Source organism: Lwoffella lincolnii, from assembly GCF_037201985.1.
Taxonomy (GTDB): domain Bacteria; phylum Pseudomonadota; class Gammaproteobacteria; order Pseudomonadales; family Moraxellaceae; genus Psychrobacter; species Psychrobacter lincolnii.
On record NZ_CP147511.1, the window covers coordinates 1153863 to 1172838 of the forward strand.

At 43.8% G+C, this 18976-nt stretch carries 15 protein-coding genes; 5 read left to right on the forward strand and 10 right to left on the reverse strand.

Annotation, left to right across the window (positions count from 1 at the left end; translation table 11 throughout):
- Positions 1-164 precede the first annotated feature (164 nt).
- From WDM69_RS05325 to WDM69_RS05340, 4 genes are all read left to right on the forward strand, one after another.
- Positions 165-1223 (forward strand): quinone-dependent dihydroorotate dehydrogenase, encoded by a 1059-nt coding sequence (locus tag WDM69_RS05325; protein WP_078306697.1) that lies wholly within the window; start codon positions 165-167, stop codon positions 1221-1223.
- A gap of 47 nt (positions 1224-1270) precedes the next feature.
- Complete coding sequence (locus WDM69_RS05330; protein ID WP_158077854.1) at positions 1271-1816, forward strand: CvpA family protein; 546 nt, start codon at positions 1271-1273, stop codon at positions 1814-1816.
- Between the two features lie 239 nt (positions 1817-2055).
- Complete coding sequence (purF, locus tag WDM69_RS05335) at positions 2056-3603, forward strand: amidophosphoribosyltransferase (protein WP_338755062.1); 1548 nt, start codon at positions 2056-2058, stop codon at positions 3601-3603.
- Positions 3604-3822: 219 nt separating this feature from the next.
- A complete protein-coding gene (locus WDM69_RS05340; protein ID WP_338755063.1) occupies positions 3823-6297 on the forward strand; it encodes a site-specific recombinase in 2475 nt (824 codons plus the stop codon).
- A gap of 22 nt (positions 6298-6319) precedes the next feature.
- On the opposite strand, the gene WDM69_RS05345 is transcribed toward WDM69_RS05340, so the two are convergent.
- The 10 genes from WDM69_RS05345 to WDM69_RS05390 all read right to left on the reverse strand — a co-directional run bounded on the left by WDM69_RS05345 (position 6320) and on the right by WDM69_RS05390 (position 18039).
- Positions 6320-6967: a metallophosphoesterase gene (locus WDM69_RS05345; protein WP_240494836.1), complete on the reverse strand. Its 648-nt coding sequence runs from the start codon at positions 6965-6967 to the stop codon at positions 6320-6322.
- The gene (locus WDM69_RS05350) at positions 6921-7157 is read right to left on the reverse strand and encodes a metallophosphoesterase family protein (protein ID WP_240494837.1); all 237 of its coding nucleotides are present in this window, start codon (positions 7155-7157) and stop codon (positions 6921-6923) included. The genes WDM69_RS05345 and WDM69_RS05350 overlap by 47 nt, the downstream gene beginning before the upstream one ends.
- Positions 7158-7238: 81 nt before the next feature.
- A complete protein-coding gene (gene pyrF, locus WDM69_RS05355) occupies positions 7239-7973 on the reverse strand; it encodes an orotidine-5'-phosphate decarboxylase (protein WP_338755887.1) in 735 nt (244 codons plus the stop codon).
- 143 nt (positions 7974-8116) lie between these two features.
- A complete protein-coding gene (gene xthA / locus WDM69_RS05360) occupies positions 8117-8938 on the reverse strand; it encodes an exodeoxyribonuclease III (RefSeq protein ID WP_078306701.1) in 822 nt (273 codons plus the stop codon).
- A gap of 38 nt (positions 8939-8976) precedes the next feature.
- A complete protein-coding gene (locus tag WDM69_RS05365; protein ID WP_078306702.1) occupies positions 8977-9636 on the reverse strand; it encodes a glutathione S-transferase family protein in 660 nt (219 codons plus the stop codon).
- 30 nt (positions 9637-9666) lie between these two features.
- The gene (gyrA, locus tag WDM69_RS05370) at positions 9667-12339 is read right to left on the reverse strand and encodes a DNA gyrase subunit A (protein WP_078306703.1); all 2673 of its coding nucleotides are present in this window, start codon (positions 12337-12339) and stop codon (positions 9667-9669) included.
- Positions 12340-12608: 269 nt separating this feature from the next.
- On the reverse strand, positions 12609-12959 hold the full coding sequence (locus tag WDM69_RS05375) for a hypothetical protein (protein WP_143823255.1): 351 nt from the start codon (positions 12957-12959) through the stop codon (positions 12609-12611).
- Positions 12960-13043: 84 nt separating this feature from the next.
- The gene (locus tag WDM69_RS05380; RefSeq protein ID WP_078306705.1) at positions 13044-13763 is read right to left on the reverse strand and encodes a 1-pyrroline-5-carboxylate dehydrogenase; all 720 of its coding nucleotides are present in this window, start codon (positions 13761-13763) and stop codon (positions 13044-13046) included.
- Between the two features lie 77 nt (positions 13764-13840).
- Positions 13841-17056, reverse strand: a complete 3216-nt coding sequence (gene putA / locus WDM69_RS05385) for a bifunctional proline dehydrogenase/L-glutamate gamma-semialdehyde dehydrogenase PutA (RefSeq protein WP_338755064.1) — start codon at positions 17054-17056, stop codon at positions 13841-13843.
- Positions 17057-17229: 173 nt separating this feature from the next.
- Entirely contained in the window at positions 17230-18039 is an 810-nt protein-coding gene (locus tag WDM69_RS05390) for an enoyl-ACP reductase (RefSeq protein WP_338755065.1), read from the reverse strand.
- Positions 18040-18275: 236 nt separating this feature from the next.
- Here WDM69_RS05390 and folE point away from each other — a divergent pair, with 236 nt between their 5' ends.
- Positions 18276-18851 (forward strand): GTP cyclohydrolase I FolE, encoded by a 576-nt coding sequence (folE, locus tag WDM69_RS05395; RefSeq protein ID WP_338755066.1) that lies wholly within the window; start codon positions 18276-18278, stop codon positions 18849-18851.
- The last annotated feature ends 125 nt before the right edge of the window (positions 18852-18976 follow it).

Sequence of the window (18976 nt, forward strand, 5' to 3'; positions counted from 1 at the left end):
ATATGTTGGATAAGTTAGATAAATATGTATGAGTTTGCGATAAAAGGTGATGATGGTATAATCTTAATGTCTGTGATGCGAACATTTTTGACATCATTTTTTCTGCCATTATTTTTTTCTTAATGTTGACTGATTGATACCCCCATAGGTTACAGGTTGCTACCATGTCTTATGCGTTTTTACGTCCTGTGTTGTTTGGCATAGAACCTGAACGGGCTCATGACCTAACCTTGTCATTACTTAATAAAGCCCATCATGCCAAGCTGTTGGGTTTTGGCTCACCCAGTCAATCCATACCTGTGCGTTGTATGGGCATGCACTTTGATAATCCTGTGGGCTTGGCAGCAGGATTGGATAAGAATGGGGCTTATATCGATGCCTTGGGAGAATTGGGTTTTGGTTTCATTGAAATTGGCACAGTAACGCCAAGACCACAAGCAGGCAATGAAAAGCCCAGGCTATTTCGTCTCAAAGATGCTCATGGCATCATCAACCGCATGGGATTTAACAACCTTGGTGTGGATAATTTGGTGAATAATGTCAAGCGATGTAAATATAAAGGGATAATCGGCATCAACATCGGTAAAAACGCCACCACCCCAGTTGAGCAAGCCGTTGATGACTATTTGTATTGTCTTGAACGAGTCTATGCACACGCATCTTATATCACTGTCAACATTTCATCTCCCAATACCAAAAATTTACGCACCCTACAATCAGGTGATGCCTTATCTTATCTGTTATACGACCTAAAAAACCGTCAAAGCCAGCTGGCAAGCGAATACGGTTTTTATGTGCCATTGGTGCTTAAAGTTGCCCCGGATTTATCAGCAGATGAAGTCATTTTCATTGCCAAGCAATTGATTGATTTTGAGGTTGATGGATTGATTGCCACCAACACCACCGTCAGCCGAGTTGGGGTGGAAGATTTGCCGTTTGGGCAAGAGACTGGCGGTTTATCTGGACGACCCATCAGCCATCTCAGCACGGTGATATTACAGCAGTTTGCTGATATTTTACAAAACCAAGTTGCCATCATTGGTGTTGGTGGCATTGATAGTGGGGATAAAGCCATACGCAAACTGCAAGCAGGGGCAAACCTTATTCAGCTTTACTCTGGACTTGTCTATCAAGGACCGCATCTTATTCACGACTGCTTAGCATCGATTGGCGGTTATTTTGATGTGTTGTCATTAACAGACACATCATCAACTGATGGGTGATGCACTTTATGGGTGATACACTTTATGGTTGATACATTGTGATGACCATGACACTGATGACCACTTTTGGTGGTTTTGACTTTATTATTTTGCTGAGTGTGGCGCTGGGTCTTTGGCGTGGCTTTCGCTTGGGATTGGTAAAGACAGTCATCGGCTTATTGGGTTGGTTATTTGCCCTGATTGCTGGCAGTCGCATGGCATTTGAATTTGCCCCCTTGATGTCAAAAATGGTGGCTGAGCCAAACTTACAGCTTGGGCTTGCCTTTTTGGTGATTGTGCTGATGGTGCTGACCTTGGTGCATGTGGCAGGTTATCTGATTACCCATGCGATACACAGCTTGCGACTTGGACTACTCGATAAAATGCTTGGCGGTGCGGTGGGCGGGGCAAAAAACCTATTGATTGTCCTTGTGGTACTTAATGTAACCGCTCCTTTATTACAATACCTACCTTGGTGGTCAACGTCTAAATTGACACAATCGTTAATGCCTTATGCTCCGATTGCCACAGTATTAACGCAACAGATGGCTGGTAAAACATATGATTACTTAACAGAAAACAACAGCAGACAGGATTTATCTGATGTGAATTAGCCTGTCTTTTTTTGTTTTTACGATTTTTTCGATGCTTTTCCTTGTGATGCGTTTAAGTCAGATTTGTCTGTTTATGATAAATTTGTTCAATCATTGAATAAAATTCATCATAATCCCATCATTCATTGAAATTGACCATATTAGCCCAATATTCAATATTTATTGTTCTATATTTATTATTCTCTTGGTATAAAAATATTGAGTATAAAAAATGGTCAATCACTTACTTGAGGTCCTATATGTGTGGAATTGTTGGTATTGCTGCTCACGAACCTGTCAATCAAATGTTATATGATGCCTTAACTGTCTTACAACATCGGGGACAAGATGCGGCAGGCATTGTTACCTTGCAAGATGGTCGGTTTTATCTGCGTAAAGAAAATGGCATGGTCAGAGATGTGTTCATGACCCATCATATGATGCGATTGGTTGGCAATGTTGGGATTGGGCATGTCCGCTACCCCACCGCTGGCACATCAAGCAGTGCTGAAGCTCAACCATTTTATGTCAACTCACCTTATGGCATCGCCTTGGCACACAATGGCAACTTGACCAATGCCAATGAGCTTGCCAATGAATTGTATCAAGAAGACCGCCGTCATCTAAACACTGACTCAGATTCAGAAGTGTTACTCAATATCGTGGCACACGAGCTTAACTCTTTAAATAAAAATAAATTATCCAAGCAAGACATCTTTACTGCATGTAGCAAAGTTTATGCTCGTATTCAAGGGGCGTATGGCGTGGTGGCATTGATTACTGGTCATGGTTTGTTGGCATTTCGTGACCCCAATGGTATCCGTCCATTAATCTATGGTGAACGCATCAGCGATGATGGCAACACAGAATACATGGTTGCTTCTGAATCGGTGGCACTGACCGCTTCTGGCTTTAAAATTGTGCGAGATGTCAAACCAGGGGAAGTCATCTATATAGATGAACAAAACCACTTACACAGTCAACAATGTGCAAAGCCACAAGCCCACACGCCTTGTATGTTTGAATATGTATATTTTGCTCGTCCAGATTCCATCATTGATAACATTTCTGTGTATAAAGCTCGCTTAAGAATGGGGGAAAAACTGGCGGATAAAATTCTAACCGAATGGGGTAAAAACCATGATATTGATGTGGTTATTCCCATTCCTGATACCTCACGCACTTCTGCCACGGAACTGGCATTAAAGTTGAACATTAAATACCGTGAGGGTTTTATTAAAAATCGCTATATCGGTCGCACTTTTATCATGCCAGGGCAAAGCCAACGCAAAAAATCAGTTCGACAAAAGCTCAGTGCCATTCCCCTAGAATTTAAAAATAAAAACGTGTTGTTGGTTGATGATTCCATCGTGCGTGGCACAACCTGCCAAGAAATCATTCAAATGGCCCGAGATGCTGGGGCAAAAAATGTGTTTTTTGCCAGTGCCGCTCCTCCAGTTAAGTTCCCTAACGTCTATGGCATTGACATGCCATCAACCAAAGAGTTGATTGCCTCTGGGCATAGCGTAGAAGAAGTGCGACAAATGATTGGAGCAGACAGGTTGATTTTCCAAAACTTAGATGACCTAATAGAAGCAGTACAGGACACCAAACACAGCCAAGTTGATGGCTTTGACTGTGCGGTGTTTAACGGCTGTTATATCACAGGTGAAATTAACCAAGCCTACCTTGACCAGCTACAAAATAAGCGTAATGACTCCGCCAAAGCACACAAACAAGGAGTACAAATCATCGCTGATACCCCTGTGGACATGACAGGGATTGACACAGTCATGAAAACAACCTAAACGATGACTGTTGTTTGTCTTTGGCGTATGTGTTTGCTGGTTGATGTTTGGCATTGATTGATTATTGATTGGTTGTTGATTGACATGTCGCTATCCATCAGCTGTCTGTGTTAAAATCCGTCAAGTTAAAATCTGCCAGGCTAACATTCGCCAACTTCTGTTTCTTAGGGCATGATTGATGATGATTGTGCCTTGTCTTTTTAATGTTTGAGGTGACCCTTGGTTCAACAACCGTCACAAGATTTATATCAAATTTTGACCCACATATCTGCCTTATCAGAAATTCCTGAGCCATTTGCTCTAAAACGGCTGATAGATGCCTTGCGTGTGCCAAAAAAAGAGCTTGAAGAATACTTACAAAGTGACGCATCTGAGAGCAAAAATAGCACAAATAAAGACCAAGACCCCAATCCTGCCAATCAAAAAATCCAAGAGCTGATTGACATTCTTAAAAAAAACCCAAAACTTGCCAGTGACTTGGCATTGTTCTGTTTAAATTTATTAAGTCAATATCGCCAATTACGCATGTACAGTGAGACAGGCATCGCTGTTGAGCATGAATTTTGGTACGGCATCAAAAAACTGCTTGGACATAAATTCATTCCGTTACTGCCTGATAAAGAATCGGTGACTGAACTGGTTGCCTATTTATTCAACAAACGTCATGATGGACGGTGGCTCAATAGCATTGACCAAGAATATTTTGACACGCTGACTGACCTTATCAGAATTGATGATGAACATCAGCATTTGGTTGCCACCAGCAAGAACCACATCTTAAACGCCATGGTATTTTTATCCTACCGCATCACCGCTTTAGGACTTAACCCTGAACTGCTCAATCGTTATCCAGAACAGCTAAATTTCTCTTCTGCTTTTGTGGCATTGAATCAAGAGACGATAAAATTTGTCGATGACTATCGCAGTAAGCATCAGCTAGATGAGTTGCTTGACACCACCCCAGAGACCGATGCCGATTCAGCCCCCCTATTGGTGATGGTTGAGCAGTGCGAAGACATTGTAACTTATATGGATAAACGCATCTATAAAACAGGGGTGTCTATCCGCATGACCAACTTGCTGATGCGACTTGAGCAAAGTCTTGAGCGAATGAGAATTTTGGTTGCTTTATTGGCAGACCATCATAAAGAACGTGATAAAGGCATCGCACAAATGATGCAGGCATTGGTCAGCACCAGTCAAAACCGTTATAGCATTCGGTATTTATTGGAAGAAAATACACGCATTTTATCCAGAAAGGTTACCGAAAATTCAGGCATGGTTGGTGAACATTACATCAGCACCGACAAACATGGCTACCATCAAATGTTCAAAAAAGCCGCTATCGGTGGGGTTCTGATTGCGTTTATGGCGACAATGAAAATATTGGCATACAACATAGACCTGGCGCCATTTGGACGCATGTTTATTAATAGCATGATTTATGGCTTGGGCTTTGTGCTTATCCACATCATTCATGGCACGGTTGCCACCAAACAGCCTGCCATGACTGCCGCCGCCATCGCCACCACCATTTCAGATGGCAAAGGTAAAGGCAAAGGCAAACGTCGTCATCAGCTGACCAAATTGTCTGAGCTGATTGTTGACATCATGCGTACACAGTTTATTGCCATTATGGGCAATGTGCTGGTTGCCATACCGCTGGCATTTGTCATCTCATGGGCTTGGCTATGGTACACAGGCAGTCCGATGATTAGCTTTGACATGGCAGACCATCTGTTGCACGAATTAAATCCTTTGCTGTCGCTTGCCATTCCACACGCTGCCATTGCTGGCATTTATCTGTTTTTGGCAGGATTGATAGCTGGATATTATGACAACATGGCGGTGTTTAACCAAATTGGTGAACGCCTTAAACGCCAATGGCTATTGGTTAAATTGTTACCTCAAGCTAAGGTTGAACGTTTGGGCGATTTTGTCGAAGCCAACCTTGGTGCCATCATGGGTAACTTCTTATTTGGGGTGTTTTTGGGTTCAACCGCCACCATCGGCTACTTTTTAGGTTTACCCTTGGACATTCGCCACATTGCTTTTTCTTCAGCAAATTTTGCTCATGGTATTTTTAATATGCCAGCACAAGATTTTACCATCAGCATCTTATTCATCAGTTTATTAGGCGTGGCATTGATTGGTTTGGCAAATCTTATGGTCAGCTTTTCGCTGGCTTTGATGGTGGCACTGCGTTCCAAAGATGTGCAATTTATGGAATGGGGCAGATTGTTTAAACAAATCATGGGACACTTTTTTACTCACCCAATGGACTTTTTTTATCCACGCACCTTACCCATGTCCTATGACAAAATCAACAACATGGGGCAACTTATCTATGAAGACCATCAACGCAAACAATCTGCTTATCCTTCATCGGTTGCCATGCGTCGGCTAAAACGTGAGCTGAATAAATCCAAAACCAATAAACCAACTGCCAATGCAACCACCACCAACGCAACCACCACCAATGTGGCAAATGACAAAACCTTAATGGATGAAAAAGTTGCTCATCTGCAACAGCAAAAACAACAACCAAACGAAATCAAAAAAAATGGTGAAGAAAAAAGCAAATTGGCAGACTTAGGCAAAGCTGAAGAAAGGCTTAATGCAGAAAATCAATCAGAAAATCAAAAAAATGAGCCAACAAAAAAGCAAGAAGTAAAAAAACAAGAAACAAAATAAGCAAAACAACAGACAGTCAAGCTTAAACCCTGACTGTCTTGTGCCAATCAAATACCAAGGACGTGCTACTGACCTCTCCCGGATAGGCTCTTGGGTTGACCACCACACGAGTGTTGCCCAATTGATAATCAAAGGCTTCATGGGTATGACCATGAACCCAAAGCTTTGGCGACCATGGCATGTGCATCCACGCTGACATATCACTGACAAACGCCGCATTACTGGATAAGCAACGATATTTATCCGACACGGATAAGGGGCTGACGCTATGATGCGTCATAACGATGGCAGTTTGACCGTCATCATGGGCTTGTTTTAACGCTTGTTTAAGCCAAGCACGTTGTTGTTGATGCAACATGACCGACATCTGTGGGGTGAATAAATTCAGTGTGTCATCTCCACAGTAAATACAACGATAATCTCGCATAAAACTTAAAGCGGTGTGTATGGTGTCATCAGTGCGTTGATACTGATAATCTGTCCAGAAGGTACAGCCCAGAATCCGCACTGAGCCAAAATCCACCGAACCACATTGTAAAAATCTGACTCCCTGATAAGACTGATGGGATTGACTGTCAAGGTCATCTATGCCAGTTAAGTTGTCATAACTTTGTAGCACCTTATCAAAGCTTAGCACATCTTGATAAAAGTACTTCGTGATTGCCTGCAATGGTGATGATGGGCTTGCCTAATCGCCGACTTTGCTCTTGTAACCATAACATGCCTGCATCACCATTGGCAGTATCCCCTGCCACCAAGATGACATCAGCGTCAGTCATGGGTATCTCACCCAATGGCAATTGCTGTTTGTCATGGCTGTCAATGTGTAAATCGGATAAAATCTGGCAAATCAACATCATCTCCCATCTGATTGCTTTTACGCTTTAATACATTTACGCTTTAATACATTTACGCTTTAATATATTCACGCTTTAATACATTCACGCTTTTATGCTTGCTAAAATCTGTTGCAACTTGGCAATTGGGTTATCCGCTCCTGTGATTGAGCGACCTATCACCAGATAATCCGCTCCATTGGTTATCGCATCGCTGGGGGTACAAATGCGTGCTTGGTCATCACAACTGTCTTCGGGCAAACGAATGCCGGGGGTAACCAGCTTAAATGTGCTGTCCACAACCTGTCTTAACATGACCGCTTCACGAGCTGAACATACCACCCCATCAAGCCCAGCATCTTGTGTCAGAATCGCCAATCGCTTGACTTGCTCCTCAATGGGCGTGTTGATGCCAAGTTCAGTCAAATCAGCTTGGGTCATTGATGTCAATACCGTAACTGCAATCAATAACGTGTCATACCCCCCTTTCATCAGTTGCTCTTTAGCAAGGCTCATGGCACGCCTACCAACATTGGCATGAACATTAACCATCCACACCCCCATCTCTGCTGCTGCCAATACCGCTTGGGCGGTGGTGTTGGGAATGTCATGAAACTTCAAATCCAAAAAAACCTCAAAACCCCGCTGGTGCAACGCCTTGACCACTTCTATCCCTGCATGGGTAAACAACTCTTTGCCAACTTTAACCCGGCAGAGCTTAGGGTCTAGGGTATCTGCTAATGACAATGCTGATGCTTGGGTGTTTTTATCAAGAGCGACAATAATTTTTGATGATGTCGTCAATGTTGCTGTTGTTAATGTTGCTGTTGTTAATGTCATTTGGGGTGGTTTGGTCTGACTAGACATGAGGGTTTGTTCCAAAATCTGATAAAAAAGATGATGACAAAGTCATCTCTCCAAACTTATTTTTTAATGTTATTTTTCAAAGTTGCTTTTTAATGCTACTTGGTTGCTTTTTAATGCTATTTGTCAAATTCAAAACTTGCCCAAATCGGCGCATGGTCTGATGGCCTATCCATTGCCCTTAAAGGATAGCTCACGCCAGCATTGGTACAAGCGTCCTTGATGTCAGATGTGCATAAAATATGGTCGATGCGAAGCCCACGTTTTGGTTCATCATCAAATCCTTTACTGCGATAATCAAACCAGCTAAACGTGTCATGAACATCAGGGTAATGCAAACGATAAGTGTCGTGCAAATCTGTTGCCAACAGCTTCTGATACCACTCACGCTCTTCTGGTAAAAATGAGCATTTGCCCTGTTTTAGCCAGCGTTTGGCATTCACCTCACCAATGCCCACATCTGCGTCGGTGGGTGAAATGTTCATGTCTCCCATGACAATTAAGGATTTACCCTCACTGATAAGCTTGGTGATATAATCAGTCAAACTGGCATAATACCAACGTTTCATTGGGTATTTTGTGGCATGTTTTTGGTTTTCACCTTGCGGAAAATAACCATTTAGCACATCTATTTGCTGACCATCAAAGTCATATCGGACATGGATAAACCGCTTTTGGGCAGCATCATCATCACCAATAAAGCCTTTTTGGACAAAAATGGGGGCAATTTTTGATAACAATGCCACACCATAATGTGCCTTTTGTCCAAAAAATTCCACATGGTAGCCCAGCTTTTGTACATCAGCCAGTGGAAACTGTGCATCATCAACTTTGGTTTCTTGTAGCCCAATCACGTCAGGGGCGATGCTGTCAGTCAGAGCCTTTAGTTGATGTTGTCTTGCTCGAATGCCATTGATGTTAAAACTCACAAAGCGTTGCATATCAAATCTCTTACTTACCCATTAAAACGCCAGCCCCATTAAAATGCCAGTCGCCCACCTTTTTTCACCGCTTGTTCAAAGGCAGGGCGACACTCACAACGATGCAACCAGTCTAAAATTTTTGGATACCCCTTAAGTGTGCCACCTGCCTGTAGAGCCACAGCAACAAAGTGCATTTGAATGTCCACCGCCCCAAATGTTTTCCCTGCAAACCACGCATGTTTTAACAAATGTTCTTCCATCAATTGACAAACCTTATTGATATTGCTGGTAATCATACGGCGTTCGACTTGTTTTTGTATGGCTTTGGCCATTGGTTTGATAACCCATGGTGATTCTGTGGCAACTTTGCTAAACACCAATCGCATCACCAAAGCAGGCATGGCAGTGGCTTCAGCAAAGTGAAGCCAAAAAGTATGATGCTTCCAATCATCGTCATTGTGAGGGGCAAGCCCTTTGTCATCATAATATTTGAGCAAATATTCGATGATGTAACCCGACTCTATCAATGTTTTGTCATCGACTTGCAAAATGGGGGCTTTGCCCATTGGGTGAATGTTTTGCAAGGCCTTGGGTGCTAAATATTCAGCCGTTCTTTGATAAAGGGTAAGTTCATATGGCAATCCCAATTCTTCTAATAACCATAAAATACGAAATGAACGAGAATTATTTAGATGATATAGATGTAAAGTCGTCATCAATCGGCTCTCTGTATATTGGCATCGTTGCTATTGTTGGCTATTGTTGACATCATTGACATTATCGTCAGCGGTACTGTGGCTGTCTGTGAGCAGACCATCAGCCTGAAGTGCTTCACTCAGCTCCATATCGTCTTCATCATCACATTCCACTCGTGCCATGGCAACCAGTTTTTCTTCTCCTGTTAAACGAATGAGAGTCACGCCTTGAGTATTGCGTCCTGCTTGTGCCACATCTTTGACGGGGGTGCGTACCAAAGTGCCTTTGTTTGAGATTAAGATGATGTCATCATTTTCATGCACTTTGGTGGCTCTGACCAAGTTACCATTCCGCACGCTGGTCTTAATGGCAATGACCCCACCACCACCACGGTTTTGAGCATTAAACTCTGACACCACAGTGCGTTTGCCAAAGCCATTTTCACACGCTATCAACAGCTCTTCGTCATCATCTTCGATGACCACCAACGACTTGATGGCATCATTGTCCTCAATTCGCATGCCACGCACACCTCGAGCAGTACGCCCCATACTGCGTACGTCATTTTCATCAAAACGGATTGCCTTGCCACTGGCAGAGAACAACATCACGTGCTGATTACCTGTGGTGATGCGAACACTGACCAATCTGTCATTGTCTTCTAACCCAATGGCTATCAAACCATTGGAGCGGATATTGCTAAATTGTTCAAGTGCCACTCGCTTAACCGTACCATTGGCGGTGGCAAAAAATACAAAACGACTGCCAACATCATCAATGGTCTGTGGTATGGGTAAAATGGCGGTAACCGCTTCATCAGCATTTAATGGCATTAGGTTGACCAGTGGGCGACCTCGGGAGCCACGGCTAGCAATGGGTACTTCAAAGCCTCGCAAACTAAACACCCGCCCTGAATCGGTAAAGCAAAGCACCGTGGCATGAGTCGATGTCACCACCAAATGGTCTATCACGTCATCTTCTTTCATGCTGGTGGCAGATTTGCCTTTGCCACCACGCTTTTGTGCCACATAATCTGCAATGGGCTGAGTCTTGGCATAGCCTGTGCGAGAGACCGTCAGTACCACCGTTTGTTCTGTTATCAAATCCTCACGGTTAAAATCTACCTTAGACTCAACGATGTCAGTACGACGCTTATCACCAAAATTATCTCGTATGGCAATCAGCTCATCTTTGATGACTTGCATCAGCTTATCAAAATCTGCCAATATCTGCTCAAGTTTGACAATCTGCTGTAAGATGTCTTGGTATTCATCGGTAAGTCTGTCCTGCTCAAGCCCTGTCAAGCGATGCAGCTGCATCTCTAAGATGGCATTGACCTGCTCAAGTGATAGGCGATAGCGTGAGTCTTCGTCAATCAAACCAAAGGGTTTGTTAGGGTCTTCGCCTTCGATAAATTCTGGACGCACCGCCACGCTGCCAGCAGCGGTTAGCATGGCAACCACGTTGCCTGATTGCCAAGTCTGGTTAAGCAAATTTTCTCTGGCTTGGGTGCGACTGGCAGATGTCTTGATGGTGGCGATGATGTCATCAATGTTTGCCAACGCCACGGTCAAACCTTCTAACAGATGCCCTCTGGCACGAGATTTATATAATTCATAAATGGTACGGCGTGTAACGACTTCTTGACGGTGATGCACAAAGGCACAGATTAAGCCACGCAAAGTCATCATCTTAGGCTGACCATTATCTAAAGCAACCATATTGATGCTAAAACTGGTTTGTAGTGGCGTTTGTAAAAATAAATTATTCACAATGACTTCTGCCACTTCACCACGACGCAACTCAATGACGATTCTTAGACCGTCTTTATCTGATTCATCACGAATTTCACTGATTCCATCTAACTTTTTATCTCGAACCAATTCAGCAATGCGTTCTATCAGTTTGGCTTTATTGGTTTGGTAAGGCACTTCGGTAAAAACGATGCGTTTACGATCTTTGTTTGCCCCTGTTTCGCCCATCGATTCAATGTGATGACGCCCACGAATGTGTAAGCGTCCCTTACCCGTCCGATAAGCATCAATGATGCCAGCTCGTCCATAGATGATGCCCCCTGTGGGAAAGTCAGGACCTAAAACATGCGTCATCAGTTCTTCATTACTGATTTGTGAATTCTCAGCATAGGCAAGGCAAGCATTAATCACCTCAGTCAGATTGTGCGGTGCCATGTTGGTTGCCATGCCCACAGCAATCCCCGTTGCCCCATTAATCAATAAATTAGGCACTCTGGCAGGCAACACACTGGGCATTCGCTCAGAGCCATCATAGTTATCTTCCCAATCCACTGTGTCTTTTTCAAGGTCAGCGAGCATCTGATGGGTAAGTTGGGTCATGCGCACTTCGGTGTAACGCATGGCAGCGGCTGGGTCGTCATCAATTGAGCCAAAATTACCCTGACCATCAACCATCGGATACCGCATGCTAAAATCTTGTGCCAACCGCACAATGGCATCATACACCGCCGTATCACCATGGGGGTGGTATTTACCGATGACATCGCCCACCACACGAGCGGACTTTTTGTAGGGTTTGTTATGGTCGTTGGACAATTCGTGCATGGCATACATGACACGGCGATGCACAGGTTTTAGCCCATCACGCACATCTGGTAATGCCCGTGAGACGATGACGCTCATCGCATAATCCATATAAGATTGTTTTAACTCATCAACAATGGCAATGGGGCTGACCGAACCACTCATAGATTCTCCTTAAACATCGCAACGGATACCAATGTTATCTGACAACTTCATCTAACAAAATCATCATCTGACCGTAACGACATCTGACAACATCGGCACATAATAGACCAGTCATTTTAACACAATTCACCTTATCACGCCTGATAAACTGATGATTTTACAAAATGCTGGCATCAAAACATAAAAAAAGCCCATCACTAAGATGGACTGTGGCAAAGAATTACCCACACTGACACTTGTTTATCAAAGCTGTTTATCAAAACCGTTAATCAAAACTGCCCAGCTGCCAGACGCAGTACTTCTGGCACGGTATTATCATTGTCAGCCTGTAAATAGCCACCAACAGGCTCAGGCTCATGCTGAATACTGTCGTTATCAAGCTGATTGTGCATGATTTGTAACAGATATTCAATATCTGCCCCTTCTTTAAAGTCAATTAGTTCGTTATCCATCAACAAACCAAAATCCACCTTACGAATGATGGCGGTACAGGCCTGCTGGCTAATACCGTCAGCACAATTTAACAACGTTAAAAATTGGCGGTTGCGACCGACAATGGGGCTTGGGAATTGAGCAAGCAATGCCTTGGCTTTATCGGTGCATTCGATGCTCTTTACCATAAGTTCACATTGGTTACAATCGGCTGTCATAAATAAAGAATTTGACATCATCATCGCCCCATCAATTCAAAAATAAAAACATTATCAGACCGTTTTAGTCTGTTCAACCTCAGTCTGTTCAACACTCATTTCTAACAAACTGGCATTACCACCGATGGCGGTGGTGTTGATGGTTTTGACTCGTTCGGTGGTAAATCTATGCAGATAATCAGGGTTAAACACATCGCTTAATCCTGCCAAGTCCGTCAAGGCTATCACTTGCGTCAACACGCCATCGGCTTGGCTCACTTGTGCTGCCACTTCTTTAACATCAAGGAGTGTGCCCGCCACAGCAACTTGAGCCAAGTTGTTCATCTGAAGCAGTACCTTAGTCTGTGAATCATTGGCAATGGTCAGCACATCTTCTGATATGCCCACACCATGCAAAATGTCCACCGCTTGTTGACAAAAATCTTGGTGAGTTGGGGCATGCAAATGCACTTCATTGCCTGTCAGCAGTCCTGCCAGCAACTGTGCCAATATGCTCATGGGGTGAGCAGATTCACAACCAACCACCAAGGTTTTACCACGAGCTTGAATATACAACTCATTCGACTCACCTGTCGCTCCTGCCAACATCACAGAATCATCAAGGTGCTTGCCCTGCTCTAGCAAATGGTTAAATACTTGCATTGCTGCCTTGTCATCATGAGTCAATGCTGACAGGGGTTCAAACGCATTCTTGAGTATGTCTGAACGAGCCTGAACGCTCATCAGTCGCCATGTTTCGCTTACATTACTTTGATTGATTTTAAATTGGGCCATGGTCGTTCTCTTTATTATCCTATCTGTCAATTTTTAATAACATACATTATAAAGTATTAATGACACACGTCATAAAACTACTTGGCTTGCCATTGCATCAGACGAGCCATATAATGTGGTCCGCCTGCTTTAGGCCCTGTGCCAGATAGCCCTGTGCCACCAAAGGGTTGCACATTGACCACCGCTCCGATTTGGTTACGGTTAATGTAGGTATTCCCCACCAACGCACGGCGTTCGATGCGGTCGGCAACTGTTTCGATGCGACTATGAATACCCATGGTCAGCCCATAGCCTGTGGCGTTGATGCTGTCGATAAGGCTGTCCAAATCTTGACTACGATAGCGTAAAACGTGCATAATCGGACCAAAATGCTCACCACCAATGACATCGATGTTGCTGACTTCAATGGCAGTCGGTGGCACAAACGTTGCTTGTTTTTGTGTTGATGCGTTTTGTGTTGATGTGGTGGCGTTGGTTTGGGCATTGATTTGGGCATTGACATTGGCTTGAGCAATCAGCTTGGCAGTTGGTTCACTTTTCATACGCTCAATATGATCCAGCAAACTTTCTTGAGCTTCCATGTCAATGACAGGCCCCACATCGGTGGTTACTTGGCTTGGATCACCCACCACCAGCTCTACCATGTTGCCTTGTAACAACTCAATGATGCCATCAGCAATCTCATCTTGCACACACAAGATGCGACAAGCAGAACAGCGTTGTCCTGCTGACCCAAAGGCAGACATCACCGCATCACGCACCACTTGCTCTGGCAAAGCGGTGGAGTCCACAATCATGGCATTTTGACCACCCGTTTCAGCGATTAATACGGGCAGTTTTTGTTTGTCATTATTTAACGCTGATTTGTGCAAACTTTGGTTAATCAGCTGAGCTGTCTGAGTAGAGCCAGTGAAAATCACCCCGTCTATTTGTGGTGAGCCAGTCAACGTCGCCCCCACATCGCCAGCACCCAACACCAACTGTAACGCTGATTTTGGCACGCCTGCTTGGTGCATAAGCTTGGCGGCAAAATAAGCAATTAAGCTGGTCTGTTCAGCAGGTTTTGCCACCACGGTATTGCCTGCCATTAAAGCGGCAATGATTTGTCCTGTGTAGATTGCTAATGGGAAGTTCCATGGGCTAATACACACCACCGTGCCTAATGCAAATCGTTTTTGCTGATGATGTTGTCCTGTCAAATCAACAAATTCATTGACATCATCACCAATGCGTTCAATTTCGTTGGCATAAAAGCGACAAAAATCCACCGCTTCTCTTAATTCATCGATGCTGTCTTGTATGGTCTTACCCGCTTCGTGATGGCACAACGCCATAAATTCAGCATAATTGTCTTCATACAATGTTGCCACTTGTCTGGCAATATTGGCACGCTCGACAATTGGCGTTTTTGCCCACGCTTGTTGCCCTTGCACTGCCACATCAATGGCAGCCTTGGCAATATCAGCATTGGCAAACCGTGCTTGCCCAACATGATGGCTACGGTCATAAGGAGCAGTGATTGTTATGACATCGTCGCTTGATTGAACGTCTTCGCCATTGACCAAGCTATTGGCTTGCCATTGCGTTTTAGCAAACGCATCAATGGCTTGCTTAAACGGTTGCCACTGCGACTCAATGAAAATATTAGGCCCAACACTGGCTTGACGGTCAGGATACATATCAATGGGCAGTGGGATTTTGGGATTATGCAAGGTGGCATGTGCCGTTAGCTTATCAAAGGGGTGTACGGTCAGCTTATCAATCGGATAAGACTTATCAAGCAGCTGATGCACAAAAGAGCTGTTTGCCCCATTTTCTAATAAGCGACGCACCAAATATGGCAACAAATCTTTGTGAGCACCCACAGGCGCATAAATACGGACAGGGATTTGATAAGCTTGTAAAATGTGGTCATATAAAGCATCACCCATGCCATGCAGACGTTGGAACTCAAAGTTTTTATGCGTACTCATGGTCATGACTGATGCCAACGTATGGGCATTGTGTGTGGCAAATTGTGGCCAAATCAGCCCTTGCAAATGCTCTGATAATAAAAATCTGGCACATGCCAAATAGGCGGTGTCTGTGCCTTCTTTTCGTGTCCACACAGGATAGCCTGATAAGCCTTTTTGTTGGGCCAATTTGATTTCACTGTCCCAATACGCCCCTTTCACCAAACGCACAGGAATGCGTTTGCCATGCGTTTTGGCAAGACTTGCCAGCCAAGCCAACACGGCAATGGCACGTTTAGAATACGCTTGCACCACGATGCCAAGTCCGTCCCAATCTTGTAAGATGACATCGGTATAAAGGGCTTCAAATAATTTTAAAGATATCTCCAAGCGGTCAGCTTCTTCAGCATCGATACTAATATCCACGTTGACTTCTTTGGCAGCTTCAATAAGGAGCAAACAGCGTTGCTTAAGCAAACCTAATACCTGTGCTTCTTGGGTGGCTTCATAACGTGGGTGCAAAGCAGACAGCTTAATAGACACGGACGGCTTGGGCATGCCATCATTAACTTTGATGTTGGCAACGGATTTGACAGCATGCAAATAGTCATTAAAATACTTTTCAGCATCTTTGTTGGTGATGGCAGCTTCACCCAACATGTCAAACGAATAAGTATAACCCTTGTTACGATACGACTGGCTGTTTTTATGGGCTTTTTCGATGCTTTCACCCAACACAAACTGATGCCCCATGATTTTCATGGCTTTTTGCATGGCACTGCGAATGACTGGCTCACCCATTTTTTTGGTCATTTTATCCAAAAAGCCTGTGGCGGTGGTGTCTTTATCGATACTCACCACTTTACCCGTCATCATCAAGCCCCAAGTTGACGCATTGACCATAAAAGCGTTATCGTCTTTTAGGTGTTTTTTCCAATCTGCCACGCTCATCTTATCACGGATAAGTGCATCAGCGGTGGCATTATCAGGCACTCTGATTAAGGCTTCTGCCAAGCTCATCAATAAGATGCCTTCTTTGGTGTCTAAACTGTACTCCAATAACAGCGAATCAACCATTTTGACCGCATCACCATTTTGACGCACATGCTCAACCAATTGATGCGTTTGGGTGGCAATTTGTTGTTTCTCAGCATCAGACGGCTTGGCAAGTGGCAACAATTCACGCATGAATGTCGACTCATCGACACTGTATAACGGTGATATCAACTTAAATAAGGCATGACTTTGCTGATTGATGTGGTCAGGATTGAGCAGTTCTGTGGGTTTAAAGCCAATGGGATTGCTGGGTAAAAAAGGGGTTAATGGGTGGGCAGATTTCATCGTTTATCCTTATTAAAATGGTTGCCCTATTATAGGGTGATGCTGGGCTTAAAATGATGCACAGGCTTATCTTATCATAAGTGTGTGATGAAAAAATAGAGCCAATGGTAGGGTAATGGCAGGGAATTGTAGCCGCAAAGACAACAGCCACAAAGACAACCCATCAATACACCCTAATCATCTGTATCTGCCAATTGTAACAACTGCTCACTCATACCAACGGTATTGACCCCTGCATCAACAAACAAAATCTCACCTGTAATGCCTGATGCCCAAGGCGATAGCAAAAACAACGCCGCATTACCCACTTCTTGCTGACTGACATTGCGTTGTAATGGGGCAATTTTTTCATTAATGTCCAACAGTTTACGAAAAGATTTGATGCCACTGGCTGCCAAGGTGCGAATAGGACCTGCTGAGATGGCATTTACTCGTATCCCTTCACCGCCTAATGACACCGCCAAATAGCGAACGCTTGCCTCAAGGCTGGCTTTTGCCATGCCCATGACGTTATAATTAGGCAAGACCGAAATACTGCCTTCATACGTCAACGTTAACAATGAACCTTGACGCTTGGCAAGCAGTGGACGAGCAACTTTAGCAAGCGCAACAAAGCTATAACTTGAAATGTCGTGTGCCACTTGTGAGCCTTCACGAGTCGTCACATGAGTAAAATCACCATCTAACTGGTCGGCAGGTGCAAAACCAATGGCATGCACCACCCCATCAATGCCATCTCCCCAATGACTGGCAATCTCATTAAAGCAAGCGGTGATGGACACATCACTGGCGACATCACACTCAATCACCTTATCTGCGTCAAAAGCATCGGCCGCCATGTCCACTCGTTTTTTGATTTTGTCATTTGGATAAGTGAGTATCAGCGACGCCCCTTCACGGTACAGGGATTCGGCGATGCTCCAAGCAATGGATAGTTTACTGGCGATGCCCGTTACCACAAATCGTTTACCTTGTAATAGCATGAATTCTTCCTTTTGACTATAATAGCAGGTTTTAAAAATAGCAGGTTTTAAATAATAAGCTGTTTTGGTTAAGCCATTTTAGTATTCAGCCATTTAGTATAGTGCAAATGGCAAATAAATGCACAACTGTAAACTTAATTTTTGCAACATAAAAGATGACCTGTTAGTCGGCAATCAAAATTCGTCGCTAACCAAAGCGATGTTTTGCTTAGGTCATTTTTGGCTTTAGGTATTTTATGACACACACCGAACACCCCAATGCGTTTTTGTACAGTCAATTAATTGAATCCACCAGCGAAGATTTGTCTCGAGCAGGGCTAATCGATACCCCCGTAAGAGCAGCCAAAGCATTTGACTATCTGACGCAAGGCTATAACCAAACCCTAACAGAAGTGAGCAACAACGCCATTTTTCCTACCGACAATGATGAGCTGGTGCTGGTACAAAACATTGAATTTTATTCAATGTGTGAGCATCATTTATTACCATTTTATGGGGTTGCACATGTGGGCTATTTACCCAATGGTAAGGTACTTGGGTTATCTAAGGTCGCTCGCATCATCGACATGTACGCCAGACGCTTACAAATCCAAGAAAACCTAACCAAACAGGTCGCCGAAGCCATCAATGAACTGACTGACTGCCGTGGTGTGGCGGTGGTGATGGACGCATCACACATGTGTATGATGATGCGTGGTGTGTCCAAACAACATTCCACCACTCGCACCCATGCGATGCTTGGTGATTTTGTGACTGATAAGGCAGCTCGTCAAGAGTTTTTGGCGGTTGTGCCAACACAACAACCGATTTAATAACAACCGATTTAATATCGATGGATAATAAATCTCTTGCAAAAATCATAATACATTCTCAAAATTAACAATACCTTTTGGGTGAAAGAAGTCTATTGGGATTCAGTGTAAAATCTTGACCATAA